This is a genomic window from Duganella violaceipulchra, from assembly GCF_019166075.1.
Classification (GTDB): Bacteria; Pseudomonadota; Gammaproteobacteria; order Burkholderiales; family Burkholderiaceae_D; genus Rugamonas; species Rugamonas violaceipulchra.
Map to the genome: position 1 here is coordinate 96475 of NZ_JAHTGR010000003.1, position 26354 is coordinate 122828.

The following is a 26354-nucleotide window of genomic DNA, read 5'->3' on the forward strand; positions in this document are numbered from 1 at the left end:
CTGCAAAGTTGGAAGTGAACCGTATTCCGTTTTTATATATGAAACGTCAACGACTATCAGAACAAGACAGTTCAACCTTCGTTAGTTGCTTATATTAAATATATCACAATAACTGTAGGAAACCTATTCGGCTCACTTGCAAGTTGGCACAAAATTAGGCAGCAAGATCACTACACAGGAAAACTCCAATGATCGTACTGCAAATTTCCAAGTCATAGAGCACGCCATCATACGTTCAACTTGTCGCGTCATATTCAACCAATCTTGGAGCGTTAGCACTGGGCCGCCTTTCTAATGCACGCCCTAGAACATCCAAGCCGGGTTAAGTTCCGGCAACCCGCCAAATGGCACTTTGCCGGAACTGCCCCCACCGCTCGCTCCGGCGTGGTGGAAATCAGCCGACTACATGCACTGGAAGGCTACGCCTACATCAAGCCGTAAGGAAGATTGGGGCTTCGGAACTGACCCCGCCACTACTCCACTGTCGCGCCGGCCTGATGGAACACCAGTTCCTCGACCCGCTTGCCGTTGCACAAATGGTCGTCGATGATGCGGTCCATGTTCTCGGGCGTGACGTTGTAGTACCACGTGCCATCCGGCTGCACGCAGACGATGGGGCCGCCCTTGCAGGCGGCAAAACACCCCACTCGGCTGCGCTTGACGCGCAACTCGCCGGCATCCAGTCCCGCAGCCTTGAACTTGCCGCCCAGGCTGTCGAACAGCGCCTGCGACGCGCCGTCTTCGCTGCAACGCGGGCCGGTGCAGATCAGCAGGTGGCGGTGGTAGTTGCCGATCTTCGGCTTGACGACGGCTTCACTCATGCTTCGCTCTCCTCGCTGGCGACGCCTTCAGCTTCCACCGGCTCGCTCAGGGTGTCGCGGATGTAGTCGGCCGGCAGGCGATGGCGCGCCGCCAGCGTGGCGATGCTGTCGCCGGCCGCGTGCTCGGCCTGCAGCGTCTCCAGCCAGCCCAGCAAACCGGTCGACAGCGAACGGCCCGCGCGTTCGCCTTCGCGCGTGGCGCCGCCCTCCTCCATGTCGTACTTGTTGGCGTAGCCGCGCGGCGTGACCATCAGGCCATGGCGCACGAAGGTGTTGCTGTTGCCGATCAGGACGGTGCTGAGCATGCCGATGTCGGCCTCCGCCATCGAGTCCAGCGTGGTGAAGACGATGTTCTGGCGGCGCCGGTAGCCGCTCTTGACGATGGCCACCGGCGTGTCGGCGCGGCGGTGGCGCAAGAACAGGCGCTGCGCCTCCACGATCTGGCGCGTGCGGCGCCCGCTCTTCGGGTTGTACAGCGCGACGACGAAGTCGGCCATCGCCACCGCGTCCAGGCGGCGGGCGATGGTCGGCCACGGCGTCAGCAGGTCCGACAGCGAGATCGCGCAAAAGTCGTGCGTCAGCGGCGCGCCGACCAGCGCGGCGCAGCTGTTGAGCGCCGAGGCGCCGGGGATGATCTCGACCTGCACCGCGTCGTCCGGCGTCCAGCCGGACTGGAACAGCACCTCGAAGGTCGGCCCGGCCATGCCGTACACGCCGGCGTCGCCCGACGAAATCAGCGCCACCTTCTTGCCCGCGCGCGCCGCCTCCAGCGCGCTGACGGCGCGGTCCAGCTCCTCGGTCATCGACTTGCGGATGATCTCCTTGCCTTCGATCAGATCGGCCACCAGCTTGATGTAGGTGACGTAGCCGATCACGACGTCCGCTTCGGCGATGGCGTCGCGCGCGCGCTTGGTCATGTGGTCGACGCTGCCGGGGCCTATACCCACCAGCATGATCTTGCCGGCGGTCGGGACGTATGCTTCGTTCATGGTTGTTTCCTTGCGATGGAGACGGTGGCATTGCGGCCATCTGCTCCTTTGAGTTTATGTTTTTCGACGACCAGCGCGGTCATCGGCGTATCCGGTCCAGCGGCCAGCAGCGCCGCCGCTTCGCTCACCGACGGCGTGCCGGTGTAGCGGCGCACAGTTTCCGACGGGTGCGGCACTTCCACGGCGGCCAGTTCCTGCGCTTCGTAGAAATGCAGCGGCCAGCCGTTTTCTGCCGCCAGTGCCAGCAGCGCGGCTTCGTCCTGCTTGAGCGTGATGCTGGCGGCGGCCACCACCTGCCCGGCATGCGCGCCGGCGGCGGCCAGCGCCGCCTGCGCGGCCTCGCGCAGCGTTTCCAGCAGCACGCCACGGTCGCAGCCGAGGCCCACGGTGAACTGCGTCATGCCGCGTTATCCTGCGGCGGGCGGTACACCACCAGACGCTCGGTCAGCGCATCCCAGCGCTCGGCGGTTACGTCGGCGTGCGTGACCCACAGCAGCGCCGCGTAGCGGTCCAGCGGCACGTCGTCGAAGCGCGCAAAGCGGTGGATGTTATCCGGCAGCGGGGTGGGACGGGTCCACCAGTCCGGGCTGCCCGCCTCCTGCACGAAGGCGATCGGCTCGCCGTTGACCACGTGGGCCGACACGCGCGTGATGTTGATCTTCGGCGCCTCCACCTTCCAGCCCAGGTGGCGGCCGAGGATATCGACCGGTATCGTGCGGCCGACGTCGGACGCGGTGGTCAGCACCGGCGCGGCGCCCAGCAGGTCGGCCACCCGTTCGCTCCACTCGTTGGCGCCGCCGACGTGGCCGGACAGCACCGGAATCACGTACTGGCCGGCATCGTCGACGACGATGATGCCCGGGTCTTCATCCTTGCTGCGCAGGTGCGGCGCGATCAGGCGTACCACGGCGCCCAGCGAGACGAAGAAGATGATCTGGTCGTAGCCGGCGAACAGCGGGCCTATCTCGTCGCGCAATGCGCCGTCGTAGGCGCGCACGGTGTTGCTGGCCTCCGCAAACACGGCGGAAAATTTGGCCGAGGTGCAGATGTCGGCTTCCGGCAGGTCGGCGGCCAGGCGCGCGGCCTGCGCCGCGCCATGCTTGGTGATGGCGACCAGGCATACGCGTGGTGCTTCGGTGGTGATAGGTGCGCTGCTCATGCGGTCTCCGTGATTTGGGGTTGCGGGCTGTCTTTCTTCAGGCAGCCCTTGATGCGTTCGCCGCGGATGCGGTGTCCGTGTTTGACGATCAGTAGCGACAGGTAGCTGACCTTGGTGCCGCGCAGGGCCAGGATGTCGTTGCCGCTGAAGCGGCGCTCGTCGGGCGCGCCGACGCGTTCGATGAAGTGGGCGTCGGCCAGCAAATCGCGCCGTTCGAGCCAGTCGATCAGTTCATCCATCAACGGCTTCACCTTCATCAGCACCAGCGTGTCGAAGTCGGGCAGCAGGCGCTCGACCGCGCTGACGCCATACGCGGCGGGCACGATGGCGACCGTGTCATCCTGTTCCGCGAACGGCACCGGCACTTGCGCGCAGGCGGCGGTGAAGGCGTTGACGCCGGCGATGATTTGCACCGACACGCCGGAGTCCAGCGCGTTCACGGTGCGGGCCAGGTGGCCGAAGGTGGCGTAGGTGCTGGCGTCGCCTTCGACCAGGAACAGCACGTCGCGGCCGGCGCGCAGCCATGGCAGCACGGTGCCGGCGGCCTTGAGCCACGCCCGGCCGAGTTTTTCACCGTCGTGCGTCATTGGGAACAGCAGCTGCGTGTGCAGCTCGGGCGGCGTGGCGCCGGCGCGCTGCACGATGTCGAAGGCGTAGCTGGGCGTCTTGCCGCTACGCGCCGGGTAGACCCAGATCGTATCGCGGCGTTGCAGCGCTTCCCATGCGGCGCGCGTGATCAGGCCCGGATCGCCGGGGCCGAGCGAAATGCCCCACAGGGTGCCTGGCTGTTTCAACTCACTCATCGCCGGCCTCCCCGGCGCGGCGCGCGCAGACGATCCAGACCGGGTTCTCCGCCGCCATGCGGTGCATGTGCAGGATAGGCTTGCTGCGCGCCGCCTGCAGCTGCAGCACATCCCACTCGGCGCCGTCGAGCGCCTGCAGCGTGGCGGTGGCGGTGGCCAGGTTTTCCAGCGTGACGAAGTTCATCACCAGCGTGCCGCCGGGACGCAGGCGCGCCATCACGCCGCCGATCAGCGCCGCCAGTTCGCCGCCGGAGCCGCCGACGAAGACCGCGTCCGGGTCCGGCCAGGCGTCGAGCCCCTCCGGCGCCTTGCCGAGGAACAGGCTGTAGTTGCTGACGCCGAAGTTGGCGTGGTTTTGGCCGGCGATGGCGTAATCCGCCTCGTTCTTTTCAGTGGCGTAGACGTGGCCTTGCGGGCAAAGTCGCGCCGCCTCCAGCCCCACCGAGCCGGAACCGGCGCCGATGTCCCACACTACGCTGTCGGCCCGCAGCTGCAGGCGCGCCAGGCTGACCGCGCGCACTTCCTGCTTGGTGATCAGGCCCTTCTCCGGCTGCCGCTGCGCGAACTGCGCATCGGCCAGGCCGAAGCGCACCGGCCGCGCGGCCGGCGTCACGCGCCACAGCAGCACCACGTTGAGCGCGGCGAAGCGCATCTCGGCCGCCTGCTGCGGCGTCAGCTCCGCCACCACCCGCTCTTCCGGCTGCAGCAGGTTTTCCGCCACCGCCATCAGGAAGTCGTCGCCCAGCCCTTCGGCCAGCAGCAGGCGCGCGATGCGGTCCGGGGAGTTGTCAGGGCTGGTCAGCACCAGCAGGCGCGCATGCTGGCGCGCGGCCTGCGCCAGCGCGTACAGGCCATGGCCAGGCACACTGCCGCGCCGCCATTCGCCGGCATCCCTGGCGTGCACCGAGACGATGCGCGCGTCCTGCCACGCCAGGCCGATGCGCGCACAGGCCAGCTGCAGGGTCGACAGGTTGGGCAGGATGTCGAGCGCCTGCACGCACAGATGCTGCGCCAGATACGGCGCGATGCCGTGGCACAGCGGGTCGCCGGTGGCCAGCACCACGCAGGCCAGATGGTCGGCGCGCGCGGCGCGCACCCATTCCGGCACGTCTTTCAGCTTGCCGGTGAGGTCGTGGCGCACGGCGCCGGGCTTGAACTCGCGCGCCAGCAAGGCCAGCGTGCGGGCGCCGCCGATGATCACGTCGGCGTTGCGCAGCAAGGCCAGCGCGGTCTGGCTCAAGCTGGCGATGCCATCGTCGAGCACACCGATCACGCGACAGGGATTGGGGTCTTGTAGTTCCATGGTCAGGATTCTTCCGGTAGGTGGTCGATGCCGGTGCGGCCGGCGCTGGACGGGCGTTCATTCGGCTCGGCGGGGGCCGACCAGACGTCGGCCACTTGCACGCCGCTGAAGTCGCACACCAGCACGCGCAGCTGGAAGGCGCGGCCGTAGCGCTCGGGCGCGGTCAGGGTGTCGATGGCCGCCTGCGCCAGCGCGGCGTGGAAGGCGTCGCCGAGGCCGCGTTCGACCATCAGCTCGGCGCCGAAGCGCGCGGTTTCGGCGGCGGCCATGGCGGCGCAGTCCTCGGGCGTGGCGCCGATGCGGCGGGCGATGTCGGCCACCAGGTCGGTGTCGACTTCGCTGCGGTTGGCGTGGGTGATGGTTTCGCCCTGCGCGATCTTGGTCAGCTTGCCGACCATCAGCGCCAGCACCACCAGGCCGATGCCTTGCGCGACCGCCTCGTCGAGCGCGTAGCGCAGGAAGTCGCCCATCTGCACGAAGCAGGCCGACGGCAGTTCCGGGCGCTCGGCCCGCAGGGCGGTCATCGCGAACGTTTCGCTGCGCCCGCCCGTGGTCAGCGCCACCATGTCGTAGCCGGCGGTGGCGGCCACCTGCACGCCCTGCACCACGCTGGCGCGCCAGGCGGCCGTCGAATACGGCTTGACGATGCCGGTGGTGCCGAGAATGCTGATGCCGCCAAGGACGCCGAGGCGGGCGTTGGTGGTCTTCTTCGCCATCACCTGGCCGTCCGGCACGCTGATGGTCACTTCGATGCCGTCTTCGGCCAGCAGCGCGGGCGCGGCTTCGCGCAGGTTGTCGGCGATGTTACGGCGCGGGACCGGGTTGATGGCCGGCCCGCCCACTTCCAGGCCCAGGCCTTTCATGGTCACCGTGCCGACGCCGTCGCCCGCCACGTAGGAGACCACGCCGGCCTGGCCGGGCAGCCGGCGCAGGTCGACCGTCATGTGGGCGCCGTCGGTGCAATCCGGATCGTCGCCGGCGAATTTGACGACCATGGCGTGCGCGCGGTCCGCCTCGCAGCGGCCGTCGTGGATGGTGAAGCGCACCCGGCTGCCGTTGGGCAGCAGGCTTTCGACTTCCGCCGGCACCTGTCCATGGGCGAGGCCCAGCACCGCCGCGCGGGCGGCGGCGGCGGCGCAGGCGCCGGTGGTGAAGCCGGTACGGGTGCCGCGTTCGGCAGCCGCTTTTTCCTTCATGGCCGGGCCTTTTGACGGGCTTCCGCCAGCGACAGCAGCGCGTGCAGCGCCGCCACCACCAAGGTCGAGCCGCCCTTGCGGCCGCGGATGACGATCCACGGCACGTCATCCAGGCCGGCCATCAGGTCCTTGGATTCGGCGGCGGAGACGAAACCGACCGGCATGCCGACCACCAGCGCCGGGCGCACGCCTTCCTCGCGGATCAGGCGCACCAACTCAATCAGCGCGGTCGGCGCGTTGCCGATGCCGATGATGGCCCGGTCCAGCAATCCAAGCCGGTGCGCCTTGCGCATCGCTTGCACGGCGCGCGTGGTGTCTTCGGCCTTGGCGGTCTCGATGACGTCGGCGTCGCTGATGAACTGGTGGGTCTTCATGCCGAAGTGGCCCAGGCGCGGCTGCGACAGGCCGGAGCAGATCATCTCCACATCGGCCACCACCGGCGTGCCGCCGGCCAGCATGGCGCCGATGCCGGCTTCCACCGCGTCCGGATGGAAGTCGGTCTGGCCGTTGAAGTCGAAGTCGGCGTTGGCGTGGATCATGCGGCGCACGATCGGCCATTGGGCTTCGGTGTAGTCGTGCGGTCCCACCTCGGCGTCGATGATGGCGAAGCTGTCGTGCTCAATGACCTGGCCGGCGCGCGTCAGCTGCTCGGTGACGGTGTTCACGCTGCTCATGCTGGCTGGCCCTCGTGGTGGGCGTGGTCGTGTGCGTGGTCGTGCGCCGGCGCGGCGGCGTGGTCGTGCGTGTGCGCGTGCGAATGGCCGTGGCCCAGGTCATGGGCGATGATGCGGTAAGTGCAGCCGTCACAAGGCAGGCGGCTGTCCGGCACGCCGGCGCGCAGGTCGGTCACGCGCTGATCCATCAACTCGAAAATCTCGGCCTCGAAGCCGAAATGCTCGCCGCAGGCAAAGCGCAGCTGCGGATACTGCCCGCGCAAATGCTCCACCTGGCGATGTATGCGCTGCATCAGCGTGCCGGTGTACAGGTAGTACGGCAGCACCACGACCTGGCGCACGCCCAGCAGCACCTGGCGCTGCACCACCTTCTCCAGGCGCGGCCAGGTGATGCCGGTGAAGGCCAGGTCCACCAGTTCATGATCGCCCTCTTCCAGCAGCCAGCGCGCCATCTTGGCCATCTCGCCATTGGCGCCGCGGTCCGACGAGCCGCGGCCCAGCACCACCACGCCGGTGGTGGTCGGATCGGGCATGTCCAGCGCGTTCATGGCCTTGCGCAGGCCGCGCTTCAGGATCGCCAGGATGGGATCGCACGCCGTCAGGTGCGGCGCCAGCAGGATTTCGGTCTGCGGGCATACGGCGCGCGCCTGCTCGATCGCTTCCGGTATCTCCATCTTGACGTGGCCGGCCGCGTTCAGGATCAGCGGCACCACCATCACCCGGCGCGAACCGCGCGCGGCGCTCAGCAAGGCGGCGTTCATCTCAGGCGGCGCGAATTCGATGAAGCACAACTCGATGCGCCAGTCCGGACGGCGCGCGCGCCACTGCTCCGTGAAGTCACGAATCTCTTGATTCCCGGAGTCCTCGCGGGAGCCGTGGCCGACAATCAGGATCGTCTCATTGGATACTGGGTTCATGCGCTCGCCTTTCTGAAACGATGGGTAAAGGTTGGGTCATACAACTTGGAGCGCGCCAGGGTTTCCCAGTGCAGCGCGCCCAGCGTGGGGCTGGCGACGATCATCGCCTGGCTGGCGATACCGGCCTGCCGGCATCGCTGCTTGATGTCGGCCAGCGTGCCGCGGACGATTTTTTCCTCGCCCGGCCAGCTGGCCTTGTGCACCACCAGCATCGGCGAGTCCTCGGGCCAGCCGGCGGCGCGCAGCGCGGTTTCCACCTTGTGCATCAAGGTGATCGACAGGAAGATGCAGATCGTGCTGCGGTGCGCGGCCAGGCTGGCCAGATCCTCGCCGTCGGGCATCGGCGTGCGGCCTTCGACGCGGGTGAGGATCACGGTTTGCGTCACCTCCGGCAGCGTCATGGATTCGCCAGCCGCCGCCATCGAGGCCATGGCGGAGGAGACGCCAGGCACCACCGACCATTCGATGCCGGCCTCGCTCAACGGGCGCGCCAGTTCGATCAGCGCGCCGTACAGCGCCGGATCGCCGGTCTGCAGGCGCACCACCGTCGCGTGGCTGCGCGCCTGCTCGATCAGCCATGCGGTCATCTCTTCCAGCGTCATGTCCTTGGAGTCGCGGATGGCGCAGCCGGGCGGCGCGTACAGCGTCACGGCGCGGTCGACCAGCGAACCGGCGAACAGCACGGCGCCGGCCTGCGCCAGCAGCTTCTGGCCTTTGATGGTGATGAGTTCCGGGTCGCCGGGGCCGGCGCCCACGAACCAGATTTTTCCGAGGGATGTCATGCGGTGCTTGCTCCTGAGGGTTGTAGCGCGCGCAGCGTGTCGAGCAGCGCGTCGACGCTGCGCGGGGCGGGGCCGTCCGGCAGCACGCCGAGGGCCACCAGTTCCGCGTGCAGCGCCAGCGCGGCCGGCGGCCGCTGGCCGGCGGCGTGCAGCACGTCGGTGCGCGCGGCCAGTTGCGGCGCGGGGCCGGAGGCGATGCAGCGGCCGGCCGCCATCACATGGATGTCGTCGGCCCAGCGCAGCGCGAAGTCGATGTCGTGGGTCGACAGCAGCACGGTCACGCCGCGCGCGGCGAGGCGGTCCAGCAGTGCTGCCAATTCGGTTTGCATGGGGGCGTCGAGGCCGGCCATGGGTTCGTCCAGCAGCAGCACCTGCGGCTCCATCGCCAGCACGCCGGCGATGCAGACGCGCTTCTTCTGGCCGAAGCTCAGTTGGTGCACGGCGCGGCGCGCATGGCCGCGCAGGCCGACGGCGTCGAGCGCCGCGGCGACGCGGGCGCGCACCTGGTCCGGCGGCAGGCCGAGGTTCAGGGGGCCGAAGGAGACGTCTTCTTCGACCAGCGCCGAGAACAGCTGGCGGTCCGGGTTCTGGAACACCAGGCCGACACGGCTGCGCAGCGCGGTCAGTCCGTGGCGGCTGTAGTCGTAGGGCTGGCCGTCGTGACGCAGCACGCCCGCCGTGGGACGCAGCAAGCCGTTCAGGTGCTGCAGCACCGTGGTCTTGCCGGCGCCGTTGGCGCCCAGCAGCGCATAGCGGCGGCCGCGTTGCAGCGCCAGCGTGCAGTCGCGCAGGCCGGCGCTGCCGTCCGGGTAGACGTGATCGACCGCCTGCAGTTCAAGTTGCGGCGCGCTCACAGCTGCTCCCCCAGCGCGATCGCCAGCATCAGCGCGCCGGCCAGCGCGGCCCAGGCTTGTTGGCGCCGGGCTTGCGGGTAGCAGGCCGGCAGGAAGCGCAGCGCGCCCTGGCAGGCGCGCGCGTCGGCGGCCATCTGCAGCGCGGCGGCGCGTTGCCACACCTGCACCGCCATCTGGCCGGCCAGCAGTCCGGTGGAGCGCCATGCCTGGCGCCAGTTGCGATAGCCGAGGCGCGCGCTTTGCGCGGTGATGCCTTCGTCCCACGCCTGGCGCATGACGAACAGCATGCGGTAGCACAGCACCATCAGGTCGAGCAGCAATTCCGGCGTGCGCAGGCGCCGCAGCAGGTTGAGCAGGTCCGGCAGCGGCGTCGTCAGCACCAGGCCGAGCAGCGCGGCCAGCATGGCCAGCGAGCGCAGCGCGGTATGCTCGATGGTCGGCAGCATGGCCGTGGTGAGGCGCCAGCGGCCGTCGGCGTCCGGCCCAACCAGCATGGTCAGGCAGGACAGCAGCAGGAAGCCCAGCGGCGGCAGCGCGACCCGCAGATAGGCGCGCGGGTTCACGCGGGCGCCGAGCAGCGCCGCCAGCATCAGCAGCGACGCCAGTGCCGCCAGCGCGGCCGGGCCGCGCGCCAGCCAGGCGGCGAGCAGGCCGGCCAGCGCAAACAGCGCCTTGGCGGATGGCGCCACGTCGCGCCAGCGGCTGGCGTACGCCGACGCCTCAATCAGCACGGCGGTCCTGGGGTGAGCGCGCGCGTTCGCGGGCCACGGACGTGCCGAGCCAGAAGCCGATCACGCCGGCGCCGATGGCCGCTTGCAACGCGAACAGCAGCGAGGCGATTTCCGGGCTGGCCGGCGCCAGCACCGGCGCGAACCACGGCTTGTAGCCGGGCGCGATGTCGCCGATGGCCCGCTGCGCGCGGTCGTCGGCGCCGGCAAAGATCGCGGGCGCCTCGGCGCCGGGCGCCGCCGGCGGCGCGCTCGCCAGCCACAGCGGCAGCACCGTCAGCAACACCAGCGCCAGCCACAACAGAAAGGTGCGCGCCTTCATGCGCCTTCCTTGCGCGCGCCCAGCGTCATCACCGGCAGCGCACGCAGCTCGTGGGCATTGAAGCGCACCATGGCGTTCACCACCAGCACCGTCAGCAAGCCTTCGCTGATGGCGATCGGCACCTGCGTCAGCGCGAAGATGCCGGCAAATTTGAGGAAGGACGCGCCGAAGCCGCCCACCGCCGCCGGAAACGCCAGCGCCAGCTGCGCCGAGGTGGTCAGGTAGGTCGCCAGGTCGCCCAGGCTGGCGGCCAGGAACACCGCCACGGAACGCGACAGGCCCAGCGCCGCGACGGCGCGCAGCACGCCGTAGGACACGAACGGCCCGACGATCGCCATCGAGAACACATTGGCGCCCAGCGTGGTCAGGCCGCCATGCGCCATCAGCAGCGCCTGGAACAGCAGCACCACAAAGCCCACCGGCACCATCGCGGTCGGGCCGAACAGCGCCGCGCCCAGCCCGACGCCGGTCGGATGCGAACAGCTGCCTGTCACCGACGGCAGCTTGAGCGCGGACAGCAGGAACGCGAACGCCGCAGCCACGCCCAGCAGCATGCGCCGCTCGGGATGCGCCTGCAAGTCGCGGCCGATGACGCGCAAGCCCCAGGCCAGGAAAGGTAAGGAAACGGCTGCCCAGCCGAGCGCGTGCGCCGGCGGCAAAAAGCCTTCCATGATATGCATTCGAATTCTCCCGTCGAATGGACTATATGGACACCAGGCGGGAGCAGGAAAAGACGGTCGACAGCAGGCAAGCGGAAAGCCGGTCGACAGCGGCTTCCCTTTACCCCGGGGAATGGTGCTGGATTTTTTGGGCCGGTATTCTGGCTCGCCTTCATCCTTGTCCGTGTCTTCCCGCGTGTTACGGCAGTGACGTGTTGACGGACTCGTCTGGCTTACAGCAGCGGGGGCTACACCGGAATTGCACCGGTTTCCCGTTTAACGCCATCTCCGTACGGATCTGGCGCACCCAATGTTGCATATTACACCAGCTCGCCGACGCGTGCCAAGCGAAACCAAATCGCGCGCAAGCGGTATCATGCGCGCTGGAACGTCTTCAAGGAAATGCCATGACAGTGCAGGGAAAAGTTTATTTGATCGGCGCGGGGCCGGGCGCGGCCGACCTGATTACGGTGCGCGGCGCGCGCTTGCTGGCGCAAGCCGACGTGGTGCTGTACGACGCGCTGGTCACGCCGGAGATGCTGGCCTTGTGTCCGCAGGCGCAGCTGATCTCGGTCGGCAAGCGCTCCGGCCAGCGCTCGACCGCGCAGACGCTGATCAACCAGCAGCTGGTCGAATCGGCGCAGCGCCACCGGACGGTGGTGCGGCTCAAGGGCGGCGACCCGATGCTGTTCGGTCGCGCCGACGAGGAATTGCGCGCGCTGGAGGCCGAGGGCATCGAGGTCGAAGTCGTGCCCGGCGTTACCACCGCGCTGGCCGCTGCGGCGGCCACCAAGCAGCCGCTGACGCGGCGCGGCGTGGCCCGCAGCGTGGCCTTCTTCACCTCCAGCACCGCGCCCGACGAACCGCAGCACCCGGCGCTGCCGGCCACCGACACGCTGGTGCAATACATGGGCGGGCGCGAAGCGATCGCCACCGCCACCCGCCTGCTGGCCGAAGGCCGCCGGCCGGACCTGCCGGTGGTCGTGATAGAAAACTGCAGCCGCGCCGACCAGCGGATTGCGCGCCTGACGCTGTCGGACCTGGCCGGCGGACTGGAAGCGGCGCACGGCCCGGTGCTGGTGATGATCGGCGAAGCGTTGCGCCAGCGTTTGCACCAGCCAACTTGAAGGCTGCCGGCTCTACGCGGGTCTTGCTCAGGACTTCGCACCACGCGCGAGTGGCAGCGTAGCAAGGCGGCCCGCTATCTCGATGCGCACGGCATCCGGCACCTCCATCTCCTGCAGAGCCTTGGGCCACAGGTCTTGGGCACGCGCAACCGTTTGAATGACGGCGGCTCTGGCAATGCGTTCCGAAATACCCGCCTGCCTGGCAATCGCGGCATAGGTGGCCAAGGTTTCGTGTCGCTGCAATTTGTCGATGGCGACGTTGGTGCCGAATCCCCGGAACCCCGGCAGTGCCGCCACGCAGACGATATCGTAAGCGGGTGAAAGTTCCGGGCGCTTGCCATTGTGGTAGAGCACACTGAAGTTCTTCAGGTGGGCGTCTGAGTTCCCGATCAGCGTGTTGACGGTCTGCCTGACAAAGAACTGGCGGACATCTTCAATTCCGCGCGTGCCGAGGCGGTCCAGCACTTGAATCAGCTTGATGAATTCCTTCGCGCCGGCATACTTCTGGCTTGGCATGAGGGTCAGTAGCTGGCAAGCGTCCTCCATATGTACCGCACTGCCGGGACCGCGGTCGAACCTGTCTACTGCCAGGAAGCGTGTACCGGCGCCCAAGGCGGAGACCAATTCCGGGTAGCCATCCATCGTGCTCATGGGAGCAGGCCGGCACTGCGCCACATTGACCCCGGCCAGGCCTGCCAACTGCATGCAAGCGTACTCATTCATCACCTGCGTATCGTCACCAGCCAACGGCAGCTTCGCGATGAGATCCGACAGCTTGCCTTTGACCGGCATGCAATATCGTTTGCCGTCCTTGGCATGAGACAGTGCCAGCTTATCCTGCACGCCCGATAGCGATGCGGCGCCTTCAGCGGCCTGCTCGGGCACGCTGATTTCGAGATTGTCGGCCCCGCCGGTGACGCCATATGCACGCGCTGATGCGGTCAGATTGTCGAGATTGGCTGGCACCACGGTCACCGCACCAGGCAAGTCTTCACCGGCGGCAGCCAGAATGCCGAAGTCATCCATGTCGCGGTCGTTCTTGCGCGTTGCGGCAAGCCTGCGACGGAGTGCCCCTTCTGGCAATAGGCCTGCGAAGAAGGGGGGCAACTCACCGCGCTCGCGGTACACCGCTGGGTCAAAGTGGTTCTTCAGCGTTTCCTGCGTCACCTTCTCGACTCCAGGCAGCGTCATGGAAAGCGATAACGTGGCTCGCTGCGTATCGGCCAGGTATTGCTCTGTTGCGAGAAAGCGCGTTGATCGCCCTGCCTCGCAGAGCCAGCCCACGTGCTGACCGTGAAGCCACACTTCCAGATATCGAGGTATCAGTGCGCTGCTCAATTTAAGCCCGCCAGGAGTCGGTCGACCGTTGAGGGGACATCGTCTGGCCCGATCGATTTCCCGGACAAAAGGCGTGCGACTTCAGGCAGTAGATGCTTGGGAATCAGGACCAGGCTTGCATCCATGGCATCGGCCAACGCCTCGATCGTGCCAAGCCGGGAATCTACTTTTCCAGCAAGTACGTTGCTGACCTGCGGCACGCTCATCGCCGTCAAACTGGCAAGGCTCTGCAGCGTTTTCCCCTGTTGGCGCCGGCGTCGCTGCAATTGCTCGAAGACAGACATTTTATTCTTCCAAATAATTTATGGCCTCAATCTTACATTAAAACATAAATTTTGATGCTGGTGACTTATATAAAAACGTGACTATTAGCGATTATCTTACGTTTAAACATAAGAGTTATCTTAACAGAGGGAGGTTGACTGCTCTACCGCATGGCGAGGCATCTACCTGGAAAGTGAATTATGCTGGCAAGTGAGGCTGAGCTCCCCGACATCCGCAAAGATGGTCTTGAGTACAATTTTTCACTCCACTTTCCAGGCGTTTTTGTTATCGAAGTGATATTTGGTGATAATTTCTATAATTTTCTCCATTAGGATGACAAAACACTAGGGAGAAAAATCATGCGTAGACGTGCTTTTACTATGATCGTCATAGTTGGGATCGGTTTGCTCAGCGGTTGTGCAGCCCAGATGTCCAAATCGATTGGTCAACGGGTCGACGTGTCGGAACAATGCCGACAAGTGCAAGAAGACCCCCTGCCGAAGGCAGCTCCCAGCAATATACTCACCGCGCATCTTGGCAACTTCGGCGACTGTGATGTATGGCTAAATAAAAGCAAGAAACACTACGAATTACTGCCCTTGTGCGCATTTGCGCAAATCCAGACCAAGTATGACTACGAGTTCTCACCCGGCGTGGCCGAGCTGCGCAGGAAAGCGCAGCTAGTCGAGTTTGAGACGGTCGTCACGCAACTGAATGAGTTGAGAGACCTGGTCAATCAGAAAAAAGATGCACTGGAAAAGAGCCTGCAAAGCCCAGAGCAAAAGCGTCTGGTTGCCGTAGCAGTCGCAGTGAATCAAATCGATCCGGCAGCGATCCGCCAAAAGCTCGCTGATCTGCGCACTAGCATCAACGTGCTACGGCAGACGCTGTATAAGGACCGTCAGCTGTTCAGCCAGCAAATGGCCATCGAGCTGGCCGCCTGGGATACCAACTTCCGCGCCACCCTTGACCAGTTTGACCGCCTTCTGTCCGGCGACTACCGGCTCGTCATCAGCGACACACTGCGCAACCAGGTTATCGTCCATGTCGCCCGGCGCAGTCTCGACATGCTGCACAGCGCGTTGCGGCCAGCCGACGCCATCATCAACAAACTGGATCAGCAAGGCTACGGCGTCATCAGCGTCAGCTACATGGCTTTCGGTCCCGATATCCAGAACAGCGTCAACAAGGCCAAGCTAAAGATCGAAGGCATTTACCAGGAACGGCTGAAAAAAACCGGATCGGATAGCCCGGAATACCTGCAGCAATTCATGCGGGAGATGCGGCGCGCTGCCTGCAGCAATCTGCAGCAAGGCACGCAATTCTCCATGCTGACCGAGATCGTCGACACGCTGTTCATCACAGACATCAAGGACGATGCAGCGAACAAAACCATCATCAAAGACAAGCTGGCGGAGTACGATGCGGCAGGACCGGCTCACGGGGCCCATGAATTGTTCGGCAGCTTTAGCGCATCCTATGCAGCGATGGTGGACGGGCAAAAACCGCCACCAGCACCGCCCGTCGCGCTGCACGTTTCCCTTGCCAACGAGTGGGCCGCACGCCAGATGCTGCTGGTCGAAAAGATGGAAACAAGGGTCAAGGCCGGCGCGCGCGTGCCCGAAAAAGACAAGGATGGGAAAATCCCGCCGCCAGAAATTATCTTCCCCACACTAGAGCAAGTCGATGAAGCCGCCGTAACGCGGATTGCGGACGCCGCCAGTGCCAAGGTCATCGATGACGCCGCACGCAGCGCACCGGCCTTGCTTGTCAGCCAGACCGGTGTGGCAGGCAACGACCTGCAGGTGGCGATAGCCAACAACATCAACGTATCCGCCGCCGCGTATGCCGTCAGCCAGGCTTCGGCGACGCTGAACGCCAACTTCAACATCAACAACAGCAATACCTTCAATCCCACCAATACCGTCGCGCCGGTGATCAATGTGGCCCCGTACCCGGCTGGCGGCGGCAGCGGCGGCGGCACTGCCGCCATGCCGGACGCTGGCGCGTCGTTCTGCGCCAGCGGCTATTTTGCCGCCCACAACACAGCATGCGTGCGCGACGGGCGCGATTACGTGGTGACTTTCGCCCCCAGCAAATCCTTCGCCAGCAATGCCTGCAGCAGCCAGACGATCGACACCGAACTGAAACTGTTGGCCGCTGCCGCGGCCCTCCATGCTGAAAGCACCGGCGGCCGCTTCAACGCGTCGATTACCGGCCTTGCCTCACCGCCCGCCGCCGCAGCGTCAAACTGCGGCGCCAGGGTCGCTCCCCGCTGCACCTATGTCAATCAGATTCGGGATGCGGTCAAGATCGATGGCTGTCCGGCAGCCGGCACGAAAGACAGCGGCAACCGCATGCTGTCAGCCGCACGGGCAGCCGCTGCCGCCAAAACGCTGGAGAACGCCGCGCCCGGCCTGATCCTGGTGAATGCGCTGTCGGCGCAGGGCGCCGACAGCGCCTACGGCGTCGCAAACGAAAATCTCGATATCGATCGGACCGTCGTCGTTCGCCTGCAAACCACCCACTAAGCACCTGCTCCGCCGGTCCAGACGCCGCAAAGAAGGCGCTTACTCCAGGGCATCGTGGCCCGCGACGGCGAAGCCAACGACGATGAACTGGACTTCGTCGTGTCCGACACGCTGAACCCGCAAGAAGCGCACATCCTGCTGATGCTGGCCCTGACGCGATTCCATAAAGTCCACAAAAAACAACAGGTGAGAAAGGGAGAGATTTGGAGGGGCTTGCTCAATGGATAATTTTTGATATTAAAAAAATGTAAATACAAAAATAATCCTTAGCGTTCAAACGACAGGAACCTCCATGAAATCTCGCATGTTTTCCAAGCCGGCGCTGTTATGCCTCGCGGTCCTTGCCACAAGCACGCAGGCCGTGCAGACCGACCATGCCGCCCCCGTCCTCACTGCGGCCACCAAGCTACGCCTGGTGAATCCGCCGGCCCAGCTGCTGGAAAGCCTCCCCGCGCCCACCCGCGTGTCCGCCAAGCCGGGAGGCCTGGAAAAAGCCTACGATCTGTTCATTCGCTACGCCGACGGCACGATTTACAATCCGACCACCGGCGACTACGACAAGGTCAGCCTGCGCGCCTACCAGCAACGCACCGACAAGGGATGGAACGCCGAAGATCCGACGTCCTCATCCTTCCTCGCCCCCACGGTGGTGATGCGGCCAGGGCAAACCGTCCGCTTTCGGCTGTACAACCAATTGCCGGAGCAGGATCCAAAAAAATGCGCCAGCACGGATATCAATTTGCCCAGCCACAAGGGCTGCTTCAACGTCACCAATCTGCATTCCCATGGCTTGTGGGTTTCGCCGTCCGGCAACAGCGATAACGTCCTGCTCGCCATCCATCCCAACGTCAACTTCGACTACGAGTACAACATCCCTTCCGATCATCCTGCCGGCACCTTCTGGTATCACCCGCACACGCACGGCTCGACCGCAATGCAGGTCGCCAGCGGCATGGCCGGCGCGTTGGTGGTGGAAGGCGCGCGCTATCCCACCGCCAAGGCGAACGGCGACCTCGACATCCTGCTGAAAAAATTTCAGCCGCGCCGGGGCAGCGCCGCGGAAGTGCTGCTGCTGCAGCAGATCCCCTACGGCTGCGTCAACGACAATGGCGACGCAACCAGGCCTTGCGCGAGCGGCGAGACCGCCGGGATGGAGGGGTTCGGACAGGTCGAACCGCCCGACGCCTGGAGCACATCGGGACGCTACACCTCCGTCAACGGCAAGGTCCAGCCCATTCTGGAGCTGGCTGCCCGCCAGCTGCACCGCTGGCGCGTGGTCGACACCGGCTTCCAGGCGTCGATCGCCTTCCACATCCGCCGCGCCAAGGACCCGGCCAAACTGCTGGAGGCGATCAGCAAGCCCAACCAGGATGAACAGGTGATGGCATTGTGCGACGGTGAAGACGTCCCCCAGTTCGAAGTCGCCGCCGACGGGCTGACGCATGAAAAAATCATCCGCAAGCAAGTCAATTTCCTCATGCCCGGCTATCGCAGCGATATCTTGTTTTCACTGCCGGCAACCGGCGCATACTGCGTGTTCGATGGCGAGACCAACCTCAATCCTGCCCATCCCGAGACTGCGGACAAGGGAGCCGTTGCCAACACCCGCTTGATCGGTGTGATCCGCGCAACCCCTTCTTCGCCAGCGGCGGCGCCAGCGCAGTCGCCTGAGGAATTCCTGCTATCGCAATTACAGGGTGCGCTCAACGCCATTGTCCCGGCAAAACTGCCGCCCAATCTCAGGCATGACATAGCGGCGGACCTGAAGCAATTCAAACTCAGCAGGTTTGCGCCGCATCCGGACTTCACCGCGGAGGACGTGGCCCGCTTGCGCAGCTCGCCCAAGGAATATGTGACCTTCAACATCGCAGGCATCAAGGACGAGGCCAGTGGCAAAGACATCACCCGCTTCCTGGTCGAGCCGGCAGACCGGCCGCAACCTTCGCTGGAAGACGTCTACCATCCCGGCCGCATAGACCACAAGGTGGTGCTGGGCACCGATCAGATGTGGGTGCTGCAGTCCAAGCGGGGCGGACATCCGTTCCACATTCACGTCAATCCATTCCAGATCATCAGCATTACCAATACGGCGGGCGAAGCGGTCGCGCCCCACTATCAGAACATGGTCGGCACCTGGAAGGACACCCTGCTGGTACTGCCGAAGCACAAGATTGAAATCGCCACCCGCTACGAGCGCTACATTGGCGAGTACGTACTTCACTGCCATATCCTGGAGCACGAAGACCAGGGCATGATGCAGAACGTCAAAGTCGTGCTGCCGGACGGACGGGGCGGAGCTGCGGGCGACGCCCACCAGCACCACTAATCTCCCCTCCCCCTTGCCGGAGCGCTACGCATGAACCCTATCCTCCTGACTTTGCTGGCCGGCCTGCTGTTGGCCGGTCCGTTCTCCGCGGGGGCGCAGGACGACGTGCGCCCGGTGCACTACCGGAAGAGCATCGACGACCTGACGCCTGCCGAGCTGGAAGCCTTCAAGCACGCCGTGGCCGAGCTGAAGAGCAAAAGCCAGCTCAATGTTTACGACCGCAGCGGCTACCTGTGGCAATCCTGGGTACATGACTGTCCGGCGGTGCAGGTCAACCAGACGCGTGCGGCGCCGCTGTCCGCGCAAGATCTGCAGCAGGTGCTGGCCAACCCGAATCGCAACAGCTGCGATGTCAGAGGCTTCCTCGACTTCGGTCCAGGAATCGATACCCGCTTTCACCCCGAGCATCCAGGCGAGTGCGAGCACCAGAAGAACACCTTCCTGCAATGGCACCGTGCCCAGCTGTACTACTTCGAGCAGGCACTGCGAGCCTCAGACCCCGACGGCCAACGCGGCCCCAGCACCCGTGACGTCGCACTGCCGTACTGGAACTTCACCCGCAAGCCCAGCGGCGTGCGCTATCCGCAAGCCTTCGAAGATCCAGACTCGCCGCTGTTCGACGCCACCCGCATACGCGCAAGGCTGCCGAGCGCGATGGCGACCGCCTCGCCGTATCTGCTGGCCTACCAGATCTATTACATGGACTGGCCGGAATTTGGCGGTGACGAATACGGCAGCAACGGCGGCGGCGCGCTGGAAACCCGCATTCACAACCACATGCATGCGTTCTACATCGGCGGCAATATGGCCGACAACGCCACCGCCGGCATGGATCCCCTGTTTTACGCCTTCCACAATTTCCTCGATTACAGCCTGGAAAAGTGGCTGGACGAACATGGCGACGCCGGCATCACCGGCGACGGCCGCAGCGCCCAAATGCGCGCGCAGCAGGATAACAAGCTGCCCAAGCCGATCGGATGGAGCGCCGGCAGTGCGGGCACGCTGCCAGCCGCCGACAGCTACACGCCGCACATGGGACAAGCCGATCTTTACTTCGACACCATCAAGCAAGGCTATGGCTATCAGCCGCCTTACGGTGGCGAGTTCATCCGCAGGAATGCGATCCAGCGGCTGATCGATGCGCACCAGGGCGCCGGCTTCGTCTTCGGCGACAATCAAAAGAGCCTGTTTGCGGCACTGTTGAGCGACGACGCCGCCGACGGCCCGGTCGGCCAACCCAGCATCACGGTCGGCAGCAAATACGCCATCCCCACCGCCACCGGGACCACCAAGCGCTACCTGCGCCTGCAGCGCAAAGCGGACGCACCCGACTACAGCTTCCAGGCCGACGTCTACCTGCATCCCGGCCAGCCCAGGATCGCCGACAAGACTTTCCGCGACCGATATCTGGTCAGCAGCACCAGCCACTGGGGCTTGTCCGGCCACGGCCATGGAGGCGCACTCTGCATTGCCATAGAGGTCAACGGCATCATCAACAGCCTGGTGCCAACCCATCACGGCGCCGCCTGGCATCTGACGGCGGCCGTCACCACCAACGAGCGCGGCGCGGGACAAATCAGCAAGGCGGATTTCGAGCTCCCCGTGATTTCCGCCAACGGCTGCGCACCAGTACCACATCAACATTGAGGGCGCACTATGAGCGAACCGAAGAGTTTCATGCGTGACGTACTGGTCTTGTTCTTCAAATACGCGAACGACATGCAGAACCAGGCCCCACCGATCACTGCGCCCAATGGCGCGGGTCTGAAGATCCTGTATCTGAACGATTACGCCAGCGTCAAGCAATTCCATTACGCGATACAGGTCGCCATCCACGGCTACGACCGCGACAGCGACGGCAAGTGGCGGGTTCCCCCCGCGCAGCGGCTGCGCAAGCAAGGCGGCGGCGCCGAGGACTGGGTGGCATCCGCACCGCACCCGATGCCGCCGGACGGCCGCATGCCGCAGCAGGCGATCGATATTTTCGACCAATGGGTTCGGGACGGCATGCTGCCATAAGACGTAGCTCACAGGAGAACAAGATGGCGTACACAGGTCTCAGGATACATCCGGCCATCGGCATTGCCCGCGTCGGCAGCAGCGAGGAATACTACCTGGGCCCGGAAAGCATGGCCGGCATGCGCCAGCCCGGCCAGGACACGACCGGCGGCCTGCCGATCAGGCCGGGCACCGAACGCGACACCATACTCAGCACCGAGCTGCGCGACAGCTGCGGCAGGCTGAAGCGGCAGGCGGCGCGCTTCCGCATTGACCAGTATGCCTTCGACAGCGCCGACGGCGCGGAAACGTGGCCGGCCGGCCCGGCCAGCGAAGTGCAGCCCGGCAGCGTGGTGGACGGCAAGGTGGTCGCGGACATCATCTGGACCGTGCATCTGGCGAACAAGAAGGCCAACAGCTGGCAAGGCGGCAACGGCGTCCAGCCTTTCGTCGACGGCCAATTGCCCGCGCTGCGCAATCCGGATTTCGGCGCCCTCGACAATGCGTCGCGCCTGAGCAAGCTCGTCATCGATGCCGGGCCGCGCGCACTGCTGGGCAGCGCGCAACATGCGATCCAGTTCGACGCCGGGACCACGCCCTGCTACGGCGACGCCGCCAGCGCCGCCATCTGCGCCGCACCGAACTATCCGCTGTCCTTCCCGCTGCCCGGCGACGCGGCGCTGCCCGGCAGCGCCGGCCCCGGCAGCGTGATCCGCTCGCTGGGGGCGCTCAGCACGGAGAGCACGGGCCGGTTGGTGGTGCTGGGCGGTTATGGCAAGGCCTGCGCGTTCGACGCCCTGGGCAAGCACGTGCCCAGCGCGGCGCTCGATGGCGACGTCAACAACAACAACTGGTTCGACGATGTGTCCGATGGCCCGGTCAGCGCCATTCTGCTGTTTGCCGACGGCAGCGCGCGCGAGGTCGAGGGCGGCGCCTGGGTTATCGCCACCGATCCGGCCTATGCGCCGCAAACGCCCAACGTGGTCACCTTGTGGGACGAGCTGTACTGCACCTGGCTGGAGCAGCTGGCGCTACGGCCGACGGTTTACGCCGACCAGCGTTATCAGTCCAGCTATCGCACCGACTTCGACGCCGAGGTGCTGCCTGTGCTGCGCGCCGCCGCGCTGCAAAAATGGACCACCTTCCTGCCATCCAGGGCCATCAAAGGACACGACCTGTTCGCCGACATGAAGGCTGACCAGCGCAACGGATTCAAGATCATGAACTTCCTGCGTCCACCCGGCCAGGACCATGAGCCCGCCACGGCCGCGCCCATGATGCCGCTGTCGCTGGGTGACGCCAACCAGAGCCTGCTGTCGCTGACCCCGGCACAATACTTCTTCATGGGCCAGTGGGCGCATGACTTGTACGCCACCGGCGGCGAACCGGCGCCAGTGCTGGCGGCCGGCGAGGCGCTGGACAAGAGCGTGCTGTTCAACTGCCTGGGTGGACGTTTCAGTCCCGGCATCGAGATGAGCTTTATCGTGCGCGATACGAACTTGTACCAACGGGGCTGGCAGCGGCACGACAGCGGCGGCCCGTTCCGCATCAACCGGCAACGCCTGAACTATCGCGACGCCGTCGCGCAGCAGCCTTTGCTCGGCATCGGCTACACCCCCTTGCGCGACACGCCGGTGCAACCCGGCGACCTGTCCAAATTCATGGCGCTGCCGTGGCATACCGACTATAACTCCTGCGCCACCCACATGCCGGCGCCGAATCCTGGCGGCGTCCTGTATGACACGGAGCAGGCCATCGCCGAAGCCACCGCGGTGGTCACCGACCCGGATACCATCCGGCCCAACACGCTGCTGTACTCCTCCTGGCCGGCGCAGCGTCCGGTCGCGGTCTACACCTACGACGATCTGGTGGCCAACGGCGGGCGACTGTCAGCGCCCCGCTTCTCGGTGCGCGGGCCCGGTACCCGTGCCGACGTGCCCAGGGTGCCGGACCCGCAGAATAAAATCGACCGGCCAGCGCTGCATGTCGGCCGCTACCAGCAGCGTGCGCAGTTCCTGCAGGACTGGGACAAGATCGGCGTGGTTGTTCAAATTACCGCCATCTCCCCGATGCCCACGCCGCCGGAAAACAAGGACCTGTACCTGGAGGTGGCCAGCCTGTTCACAAGCGACGACAGCAATTTGGCCGAGTCCTGGCGCAACACCGCAATCGACGCCGTCTATCCACCGCCTGGTTCGCCGTCCAAACCGTGACGGCATCGCCGACGCCGCGCTACCGGGTCGCCGTCGTTGGCGGCGGGCCGGCCGGAAGCGTCTGCGCGTTGACCTTGGCGCGTCAAGGCATGCAGGCGGTGTTGCTGATCGAGGCCGGCGACTACACGCAATTCCGCATCGGCGAGAGCCTGCCGCCGTCGGCCAATCCCTTGTTGCACGAGCTGGGGCTGGCCCCGGCTTTCCTGGAACAAGGGCACGCGCCCTGCCATGGCAGCTGTTCCTACTGGGGTAGCGCGCAGCGCGGCTACAACGATGCGTTGATGGATCCGCTAGGGCATGGCTGGCATCTTGACCGCGCACGCTTCAACCGCCTGCTGGCGGCGCAGGCGCAGCAAGCGGGGGCGGAGCTGCGCATGCTCACCACCTTGGCATCCTCCGCGCCAGCCGGCAGCGGCGGCTTCTACCTCCAGCTGGAAACCGATCATCAGCAGAGCACTGTCCACGCCGACTTTGTCGTGGATGCCAGCGGCGCGCGCGCAGTGTTTGCGCGCCAGCGCGGCAGTCGCAAGCTCGACACGCTGCCGCTGGTGTGCCTGGCGATGCGCTTTGCACCGCCGGCGGATTTTCCCCAATCCGGACTGACGCATCTGGAAGCGGTAGAGCATGGCTGGTGGTATGCCGCCCACCTGCCCGACGCCAGCCTGCTGCTGACTTTTTACAGCGATGCGGCCACCGTCAAGGCTTTGCGCTTGCAGCACCCGGAGCGCTGGCTGAGTGCGCTTGCGGCGGCGCCCAACACCGCCAGGCTGGCAGGCGACAGCGCGCCGTTGGCCATGGAAGTGCTCAGTTTTCCAGCGCCGTCCTACCGCCTTGACCGGTTGCACGGGGCCGACTGGATAGCCATCGGCGACGCCGCCTGCGCTTACGATCCCATCACCTCCCAGGGCATCGTCAAGGCGATCAGTAATGGGATCACTGCGGCGCAGACGATCCATGAGCGTGCCAGCGCGGCCTGCGCGAACGGTATCGCCGAGGACTATCGACGCTACCTCGTTATGCGCAACACCTACTACAACTGGGAACAGCGCTGGCCAAACGCGCCATTCTGGCGCCGGTTGCAGCAAAATTCGCTTGATCAGCCGATGATGCAACTCAGCTCACTCTAAGGTATTGAATTTATTGGGGAATTGTGGTGCGGCTGGCGGGGATCGAACCCACGACCCTTGGCTTCGGAGGCCAATACTCTATCCACTGAGCTACAGCCGCGCTGGGGGAATTTCTGAAGTGTGCCGTAGGATACCGTTTTTATCGAGGGCCGTCCATGGAAAGTGTCGTTTTGAGCATCTTAGCGTTTCCATGCAGGCATTTTTGAGTCTATAATCGCCCGTTTGGTGAAGGTTTTGCAAGGCAGCTGGTTGATACATTTCTTCTCACGCCACCCGGCTTCGAAATTAGTCTGTTAAGGAAATCATGAGCGACGCACATAACGAACACGAATCCGCCATCAGAACGCCCAAGCAGCTCGTTGCTGCTGTTGTCGGCTTCTTTGGAGTCACAGTAATTGGCATCATCCTGCTGGTGCAGTACGTGACCGCAGACAAATTGACCGGCACCGGCTCCAACAGCCAGGCCCCAGAAGAAATCGCTACCCGCATCGCCCCCGTCGCCGACGCCGGCTTTACGCTGAAAGATTCCAGCGCACCGAAAGTGCTGCAGACCGGCGAAGCCATCTACACCTCGACCTGCGCAGCCTGCCACGGCACCGGCGCCGCCGGTGCGCCGAAATTTGGCGACGCCAGCGCCTGGAGCGCGCGTATCGCCCAAGGTTACGATACCGTGCTCAAGCACGCCGTCGAAGGCCTGCGCGCCATGCCAGCCAAAGGCGGCAACCCGGATCTGGACGACGTGGAAGTGGCGCGCGCCGTGGTCTACATGGCCAACAAAGGCGGCGCCAAGTTCAAGGAGCCTGAAGTGCCGGCGCCGGCAGCGGCCACGCCAGCCAAGTAAGCCCCGCCTCACCAGAAGAACCGGCCCCAAGCGGCCGGTTTTTTTTACGCCCGTATCATTTGCGGCCGGTGACGATCTGGTATTTCTTCAGCTTGTCGTACAGGGTTTTGCGCGGCACCATCAGGTTGTCCGCCGCCAGGCCGACGTTGCCGTCGACCGCCGACAGCGCCTGCACGATCAGCTCACGCTCGTGATGGTCGACCTGCTGCGGCAGCGACACGGCCACGCCGTCGGCCGCAGGCTCCAGCACAGGCGCCGCCGCGGCGGCGATGCCCAGCACCAGCCGCTCGGCGAAGTTGCGCAGCTCGCGCACATTGCCCGGCCAGTCCGCCGCCTGCCATTGCGCCATCTGCTGCGCGCTCCAGTCCGGCATCGGGCGATGGTAGCGGACGGCCGCGTCGGCGGCGAAATGGGCCAGCAGCAGCGGGATGTCGTCGCGCCGGTCGCGCAGGCGCGGCAGGTCGATGCTGACCACGCCGATGCGGTAGTACAAGTCCTCGCGGAACAGGCCCTGGGCGCTCAACTGTAATAGATCAAGTTTGGTGGCGGCGACAATGGTGCAATCGAGCGCGACGGTCTCGTTGGCGCCCAGCCGTTCCAGCCGCCGCTCCTGCAACACGCGCAGCAGCTTGACCTGCAAGGCCATCGGCATGCTTTCGATCTCGTCGAGGAAGACGGTGCCGCCCTGCGCGTACTCCAGCTTGCCGATGCGGCGCTTTTGCGCGCCGGTGAAGGCGCCCGCCTCGTGGCCGAAGATCTCGCTTTCAAACACCGACTCCGGCAGCGCGCCGCAGTTGATGGCGACGAAGTTGCCCTTGCGGCCGCTGGCGGCGTGCAACAGGCGCGCGGCGACCTCCTTGCCGGTGCCGGTCTGACCGTTGATCAGCACGTCCACGCCGGCCGGGGCGATATTGCGGATCAGGACCTTCAACTGCTCGATGGCGGCCGAGCGGCCGACCAGGTCGGGCACGTCCGGATGCTGGGCGCGGGCGCTGCGCAGCTGGCGGTTTTCCAGCACCAACCGGCGGCGTTCCTGGGCGCGGCGCACCGCTTCCAGCAGGCGCTCGGCCGCGAACGGTTTCTCGATGAAGTCGTAGGCGCCGCTGCGCATCGCGGCCACCGCCATCTCGACGTCGCCATGGCCGGTGACGACGATGACCGGCAATTCCGCATCCAGCGCGGCGGCCTGCGCCAGCAGCTCCAGGCCGGAGCGGCCCGGCAGGCGCACGTCGGTGACGACCACGCCGGGATAATCGGCGCGCAGCAGCGCCAACGCTTCCTCGGCGCTGGCGCAGGCCTGAACGCTGAAGCCGCCCAGCTCCAGCGTCTGGCTGGTGGCCAGGCGCAGCGCGGCTTCGTCTTCGATCAAAATAGCCTGCACG

General features: G+C 65.4%; 25 protein-coding genes, 1 tRNA gene, 1 pseudogene and 1 riboswitch. Of the genes and pseudogenes, 9 read left to right on the forward strand and 18 right to left on the reverse strand.

Annotation, left to right across the window (positions count from 1 at the left end; all coding sequences use genetic code 11):
- Positions 1 to 473: 473 nt before the first annotated feature.
- The 14 genes from KVP70_RS06340 to KVP70_RS06405 are packed head-to-tail and all read right to left on the reverse strand — an operon-like array spanning position 474 to position 11228.
- Positions 474 to 821, reverse strand: coding sequence for a (2Fe-2S) ferredoxin domain-containing protein (locus KVP70_RS06340; RefSeq protein WP_217941302.1), 348 nt, complete (start codon positions 819 to 821; stop codon positions 474 to 476).
- Positions 818 to 1810 (reverse strand): precorrin-3B C(17)-methyltransferase, encoded by a 993-nt coding sequence (gene cobJ / locus KVP70_RS06345; protein WP_217941303.1) that lies wholly within the window; start codon positions 1808 to 1810, stop codon positions 818 to 820. Before cobJ ends, KVP70_RS06340 begins: the two co-directional genes overlap by 4 nt.
- Positions 1807 to 2211, reverse strand: a complete 405-nt coding sequence (locus KVP70_RS06350) for a cobalamin biosynthesis protein (protein WP_217941304.1) — start codon at positions 2209 to 2211, stop codon at positions 1807 to 1809. The genes cobJ and KVP70_RS06350 overlap by 4 nt, the downstream gene beginning before the upstream one ends.
- Positions 2208 to 2969 (reverse strand): cobalamin biosynthesis central domain-containing protein, encoded by a 762-nt coding sequence (locus tag KVP70_RS06355; RefSeq protein WP_217941306.1) that lies wholly within the window; start codon positions 2967 to 2969, stop codon positions 2208 to 2210. The genes KVP70_RS06350 and KVP70_RS06355 overlap by 4 nt, the downstream gene beginning before the upstream one ends.
- Entirely contained in the window at positions 2966 to 3772 is an 807-nt protein-coding gene (gene cobI, locus KVP70_RS06360) for a precorrin-2 C(20)-methyltransferase (RefSeq protein WP_217941307.1), read from the reverse strand. The genes KVP70_RS06355 and cobI overlap by 4 nt, the downstream gene beginning before the upstream one ends.
- The gene (gene cbiE / locus KVP70_RS06365; protein ID WP_217941308.1) at positions 3765 to 5075 is read right to left on the reverse strand and encodes a precorrin-6y C5,15-methyltransferase (decarboxylating) subunit CbiE; all 1311 of its coding nucleotides are present in this window, start codon (positions 5073 to 5075) and stop codon (positions 3765 to 3767) included. The genes cobI and cbiE overlap by 8 nt, the downstream gene beginning before the upstream one ends.
- Before the next feature lie 2 nt (positions 5076 to 5077).
- Entirely contained in the window at positions 5078 to 6271 is a 1194-nt protein-coding gene (locus KVP70_RS06370) for a cobalt-precorrin-5B (C(1))-methyltransferase (RefSeq protein ID WP_217941309.1), read from the reverse strand.
- Positions 6268 to 6945, reverse strand: coding sequence for a precorrin-8X methylmutase (locus tag KVP70_RS06375; RefSeq protein WP_217941311.1), 678 nt, complete (start codon positions 6943 to 6945; stop codon positions 6268 to 6270). Before KVP70_RS06375 ends, KVP70_RS06370 begins: the two co-directional genes overlap by 4 nt.
- Entirely contained in the window at positions 6942 to 7862 is a 921-nt protein-coding gene (locus KVP70_RS06380; protein ID WP_217941313.1) for a sirohydrochlorin chelatase, read from the reverse strand. The genes KVP70_RS06375 and KVP70_RS06380 overlap by 4 nt, the downstream gene beginning before the upstream one ends.
- Positions 7859 to 8644 (reverse strand): precorrin-4 C(11)-methyltransferase, encoded by a 786-nt coding sequence (gene cobM, locus KVP70_RS06385; protein WP_217941314.1) that lies wholly within the window; start codon positions 8642 to 8644, stop codon positions 7859 to 7861. Before cobM ends, KVP70_RS06380 begins: the two co-directional genes overlap by 4 nt.
- Positions 8641 to 9498 carry an energy-coupling factor ABC transporter ATP-binding protein gene (locus KVP70_RS06390; RefSeq protein ID WP_217941315.1) on the reverse strand — a complete coding sequence of 286 codons (858 nt, stop codon included), beginning with the start codon at positions 9496 to 9498 and terminating at the stop codon, positions 8641 to 8643. The genes cobM and KVP70_RS06390 overlap by 4 nt, the downstream gene beginning before the upstream one ends.
- The gene (gene cbiQ, locus KVP70_RS06395; protein ID WP_217941317.1) at positions 9495 to 10229 is read right to left on the reverse strand and encodes a cobalt ECF transporter T component CbiQ; all 735 of its coding nucleotides are present in this window, start codon (positions 10227 to 10229) and stop codon (positions 9495 to 9497) included. The genes KVP70_RS06390 and cbiQ overlap by 4 nt, the downstream gene beginning before the upstream one ends.
- The gene (locus KVP70_RS06400; protein ID WP_217941318.1) at positions 10219 to 10548 is read right to left on the reverse strand and encodes an energy-coupling factor ABC transporter substrate-binding protein; all 330 of its coding nucleotides are present in this window, start codon (positions 10546 to 10548) and stop codon (positions 10219 to 10221) included. Before KVP70_RS06400 ends, cbiQ begins: the two co-directional genes overlap by 11 nt.
- Positions 10545 to 11228 carry an energy-coupling factor ABC transporter permease gene (locus KVP70_RS06405; RefSeq protein WP_217941319.1) on the reverse strand — a complete coding sequence of 228 codons (684 nt, stop codon included), beginning with the start codon at positions 11226 to 11228 and terminating at the stop codon, positions 10545 to 10547. Before KVP70_RS06405 ends, KVP70_RS06400 begins: the two co-directional genes overlap by 4 nt.
- Positions 11229 to 11341: 113 nt before the next feature.
- Positions 11342 to 11533, reverse strand: a riboswitch (cobalamin riboswitch).
- An 81-nt stretch (positions 11534 to 11614) separates the two neighbouring features.
- Here KVP70_RS06405 and cobA point away from each other — a divergent pair.
- Positions 11615 to 12334: a uroporphyrinogen-III C-methyltransferase gene (cobA, locus tag KVP70_RS06410; RefSeq protein ID WP_217941320.1), complete on the forward strand. Its 720-nt coding sequence runs from the start codon at positions 11615 to 11617 to the stop codon at positions 12332 to 12334.
- A gap of 27 nt (positions 12335 to 12361) precedes the next feature.
- On the opposite strand, the gene KVP70_RS06415 is transcribed toward cobA, so the two are convergent.
- Complete coding sequence (locus KVP70_RS06415) at positions 12362 to 13672, reverse strand: type II toxin-antitoxin system HipA family toxin (protein ID WP_217941321.1); 1311 nt, start codon at positions 13670 to 13672, stop codon at positions 12362 to 12364.
- The gene (locus KVP70_RS06420; protein WP_217941322.1) at positions 13669 to 13956 is read right to left on the reverse strand and encodes a helix-turn-helix domain-containing protein; all 288 of its coding nucleotides are present in this window, start codon (positions 13954 to 13956) and stop codon (positions 13669 to 13671) included. Before KVP70_RS06420 ends, KVP70_RS06415 begins: the two co-directional genes overlap by 4 nt.
- Positions 13957 to 14364: 408 nt before the next feature.
- Here KVP70_RS06420 and KVP70_RS06425 point away from each other — a divergent pair, with 408 nt between their 5' ends.
- From KVP70_RS06425 to KVP70_RS06455, 7 genes and pseudogenes are all read left to right on the forward strand, one after another.
- Positions 14365 to 16467 (forward strand): hypothetical protein, encoded by a 2103-nt coding sequence (locus KVP70_RS06425; protein ID WP_217941323.1) that lies wholly within the window; start codon positions 14365 to 14367, stop codon positions 16465 to 16467.
- A 36-nt stretch (positions 16468 to 16503) separates the two neighbouring features.
- Positions 16504 to 16695 (forward strand): annotated as a pseudogene (locus KVP70_RS34165) (hypothetical protein); the annotation flags it as partial.
- Positions 16696 to 16771: 76 nt separating this feature from the next.
- Complete coding sequence (locus tag KVP70_RS06435; RefSeq protein WP_217941325.1) at positions 16772 to 18793, forward strand: multicopper oxidase family protein; 2022 nt, start codon at positions 16772 to 16774, stop codon at positions 18791 to 18793.
- 30 nt (positions 18794 to 18823) lie between these two features.
- Entirely contained in the window at positions 18824 to 20440 is a 1617-nt protein-coding gene (locus KVP70_RS06440; RefSeq protein WP_217941327.1) for a tyrosinase family protein, read from the forward strand.
- A 30-nt stretch (positions 20441 to 20470) separates the two neighbouring features.
- Positions 20471 to 20812: a hypothetical protein gene (locus tag KVP70_RS06445; protein ID WP_217941328.1), complete on the forward strand. Its 342-nt coding sequence runs from the start codon at positions 20471 to 20473 to the stop codon at positions 20810 to 20812.
- A 23-nt stretch (positions 20813 to 20835) separates the two neighbouring features.
- Positions 20836 to 23004: a LodA/GoxA family CTQ-dependent oxidase gene (locus KVP70_RS06450; protein ID WP_217941333.1), complete on the forward strand. Its 2169-nt coding sequence runs from the start codon at positions 20836 to 20838 to the stop codon at positions 23002 to 23004.
- Complete coding sequence (locus KVP70_RS06455; RefSeq protein WP_217941335.1) at positions 23001 to 24131, forward strand: tryptophan 7-halogenase; 1131 nt, start codon at positions 23001 to 23003, stop codon at positions 24129 to 24131. The genes KVP70_RS06450 and KVP70_RS06455 overlap by 4 nt, the downstream gene beginning before the upstream one ends.
- Before the next feature lie 24 nt (positions 24132 to 24155).
- On the opposite strand, the gene KVP70_RS06460 is transcribed toward KVP70_RS06455, so the two are convergent.
- Positions 24156 to 24231: transfer RNA gene (locus KVP70_RS06460), tRNA-Arg, on the reverse strand.
- Between the two features lie 204 nt (positions 24232 to 24435).
- Between KVP70_RS06460 and KVP70_RS06465 the strand changes: the two genes are divergently transcribed.
- Positions 24436 to 24972, forward strand: coding sequence for a c-type cytochrome (locus KVP70_RS06465; protein ID WP_217941341.1), 537 nt, complete (start codon positions 24436 to 24438; stop codon positions 24970 to 24972).
- Between the two features lie 55 nt (positions 24973 to 25027).
- Here KVP70_RS06465 and KVP70_RS06470 read toward each other — a convergent pair whose 3' ends face one another.
- A complete protein-coding gene (locus KVP70_RS06470) occupies positions 25028 to 26353 on the reverse strand; it encodes a sigma-54-dependent transcriptional regulator (protein WP_217941342.1) in 1326 nt (441 codons plus the stop codon).
- Position 26354 lies beyond the last annotated feature (1 nt).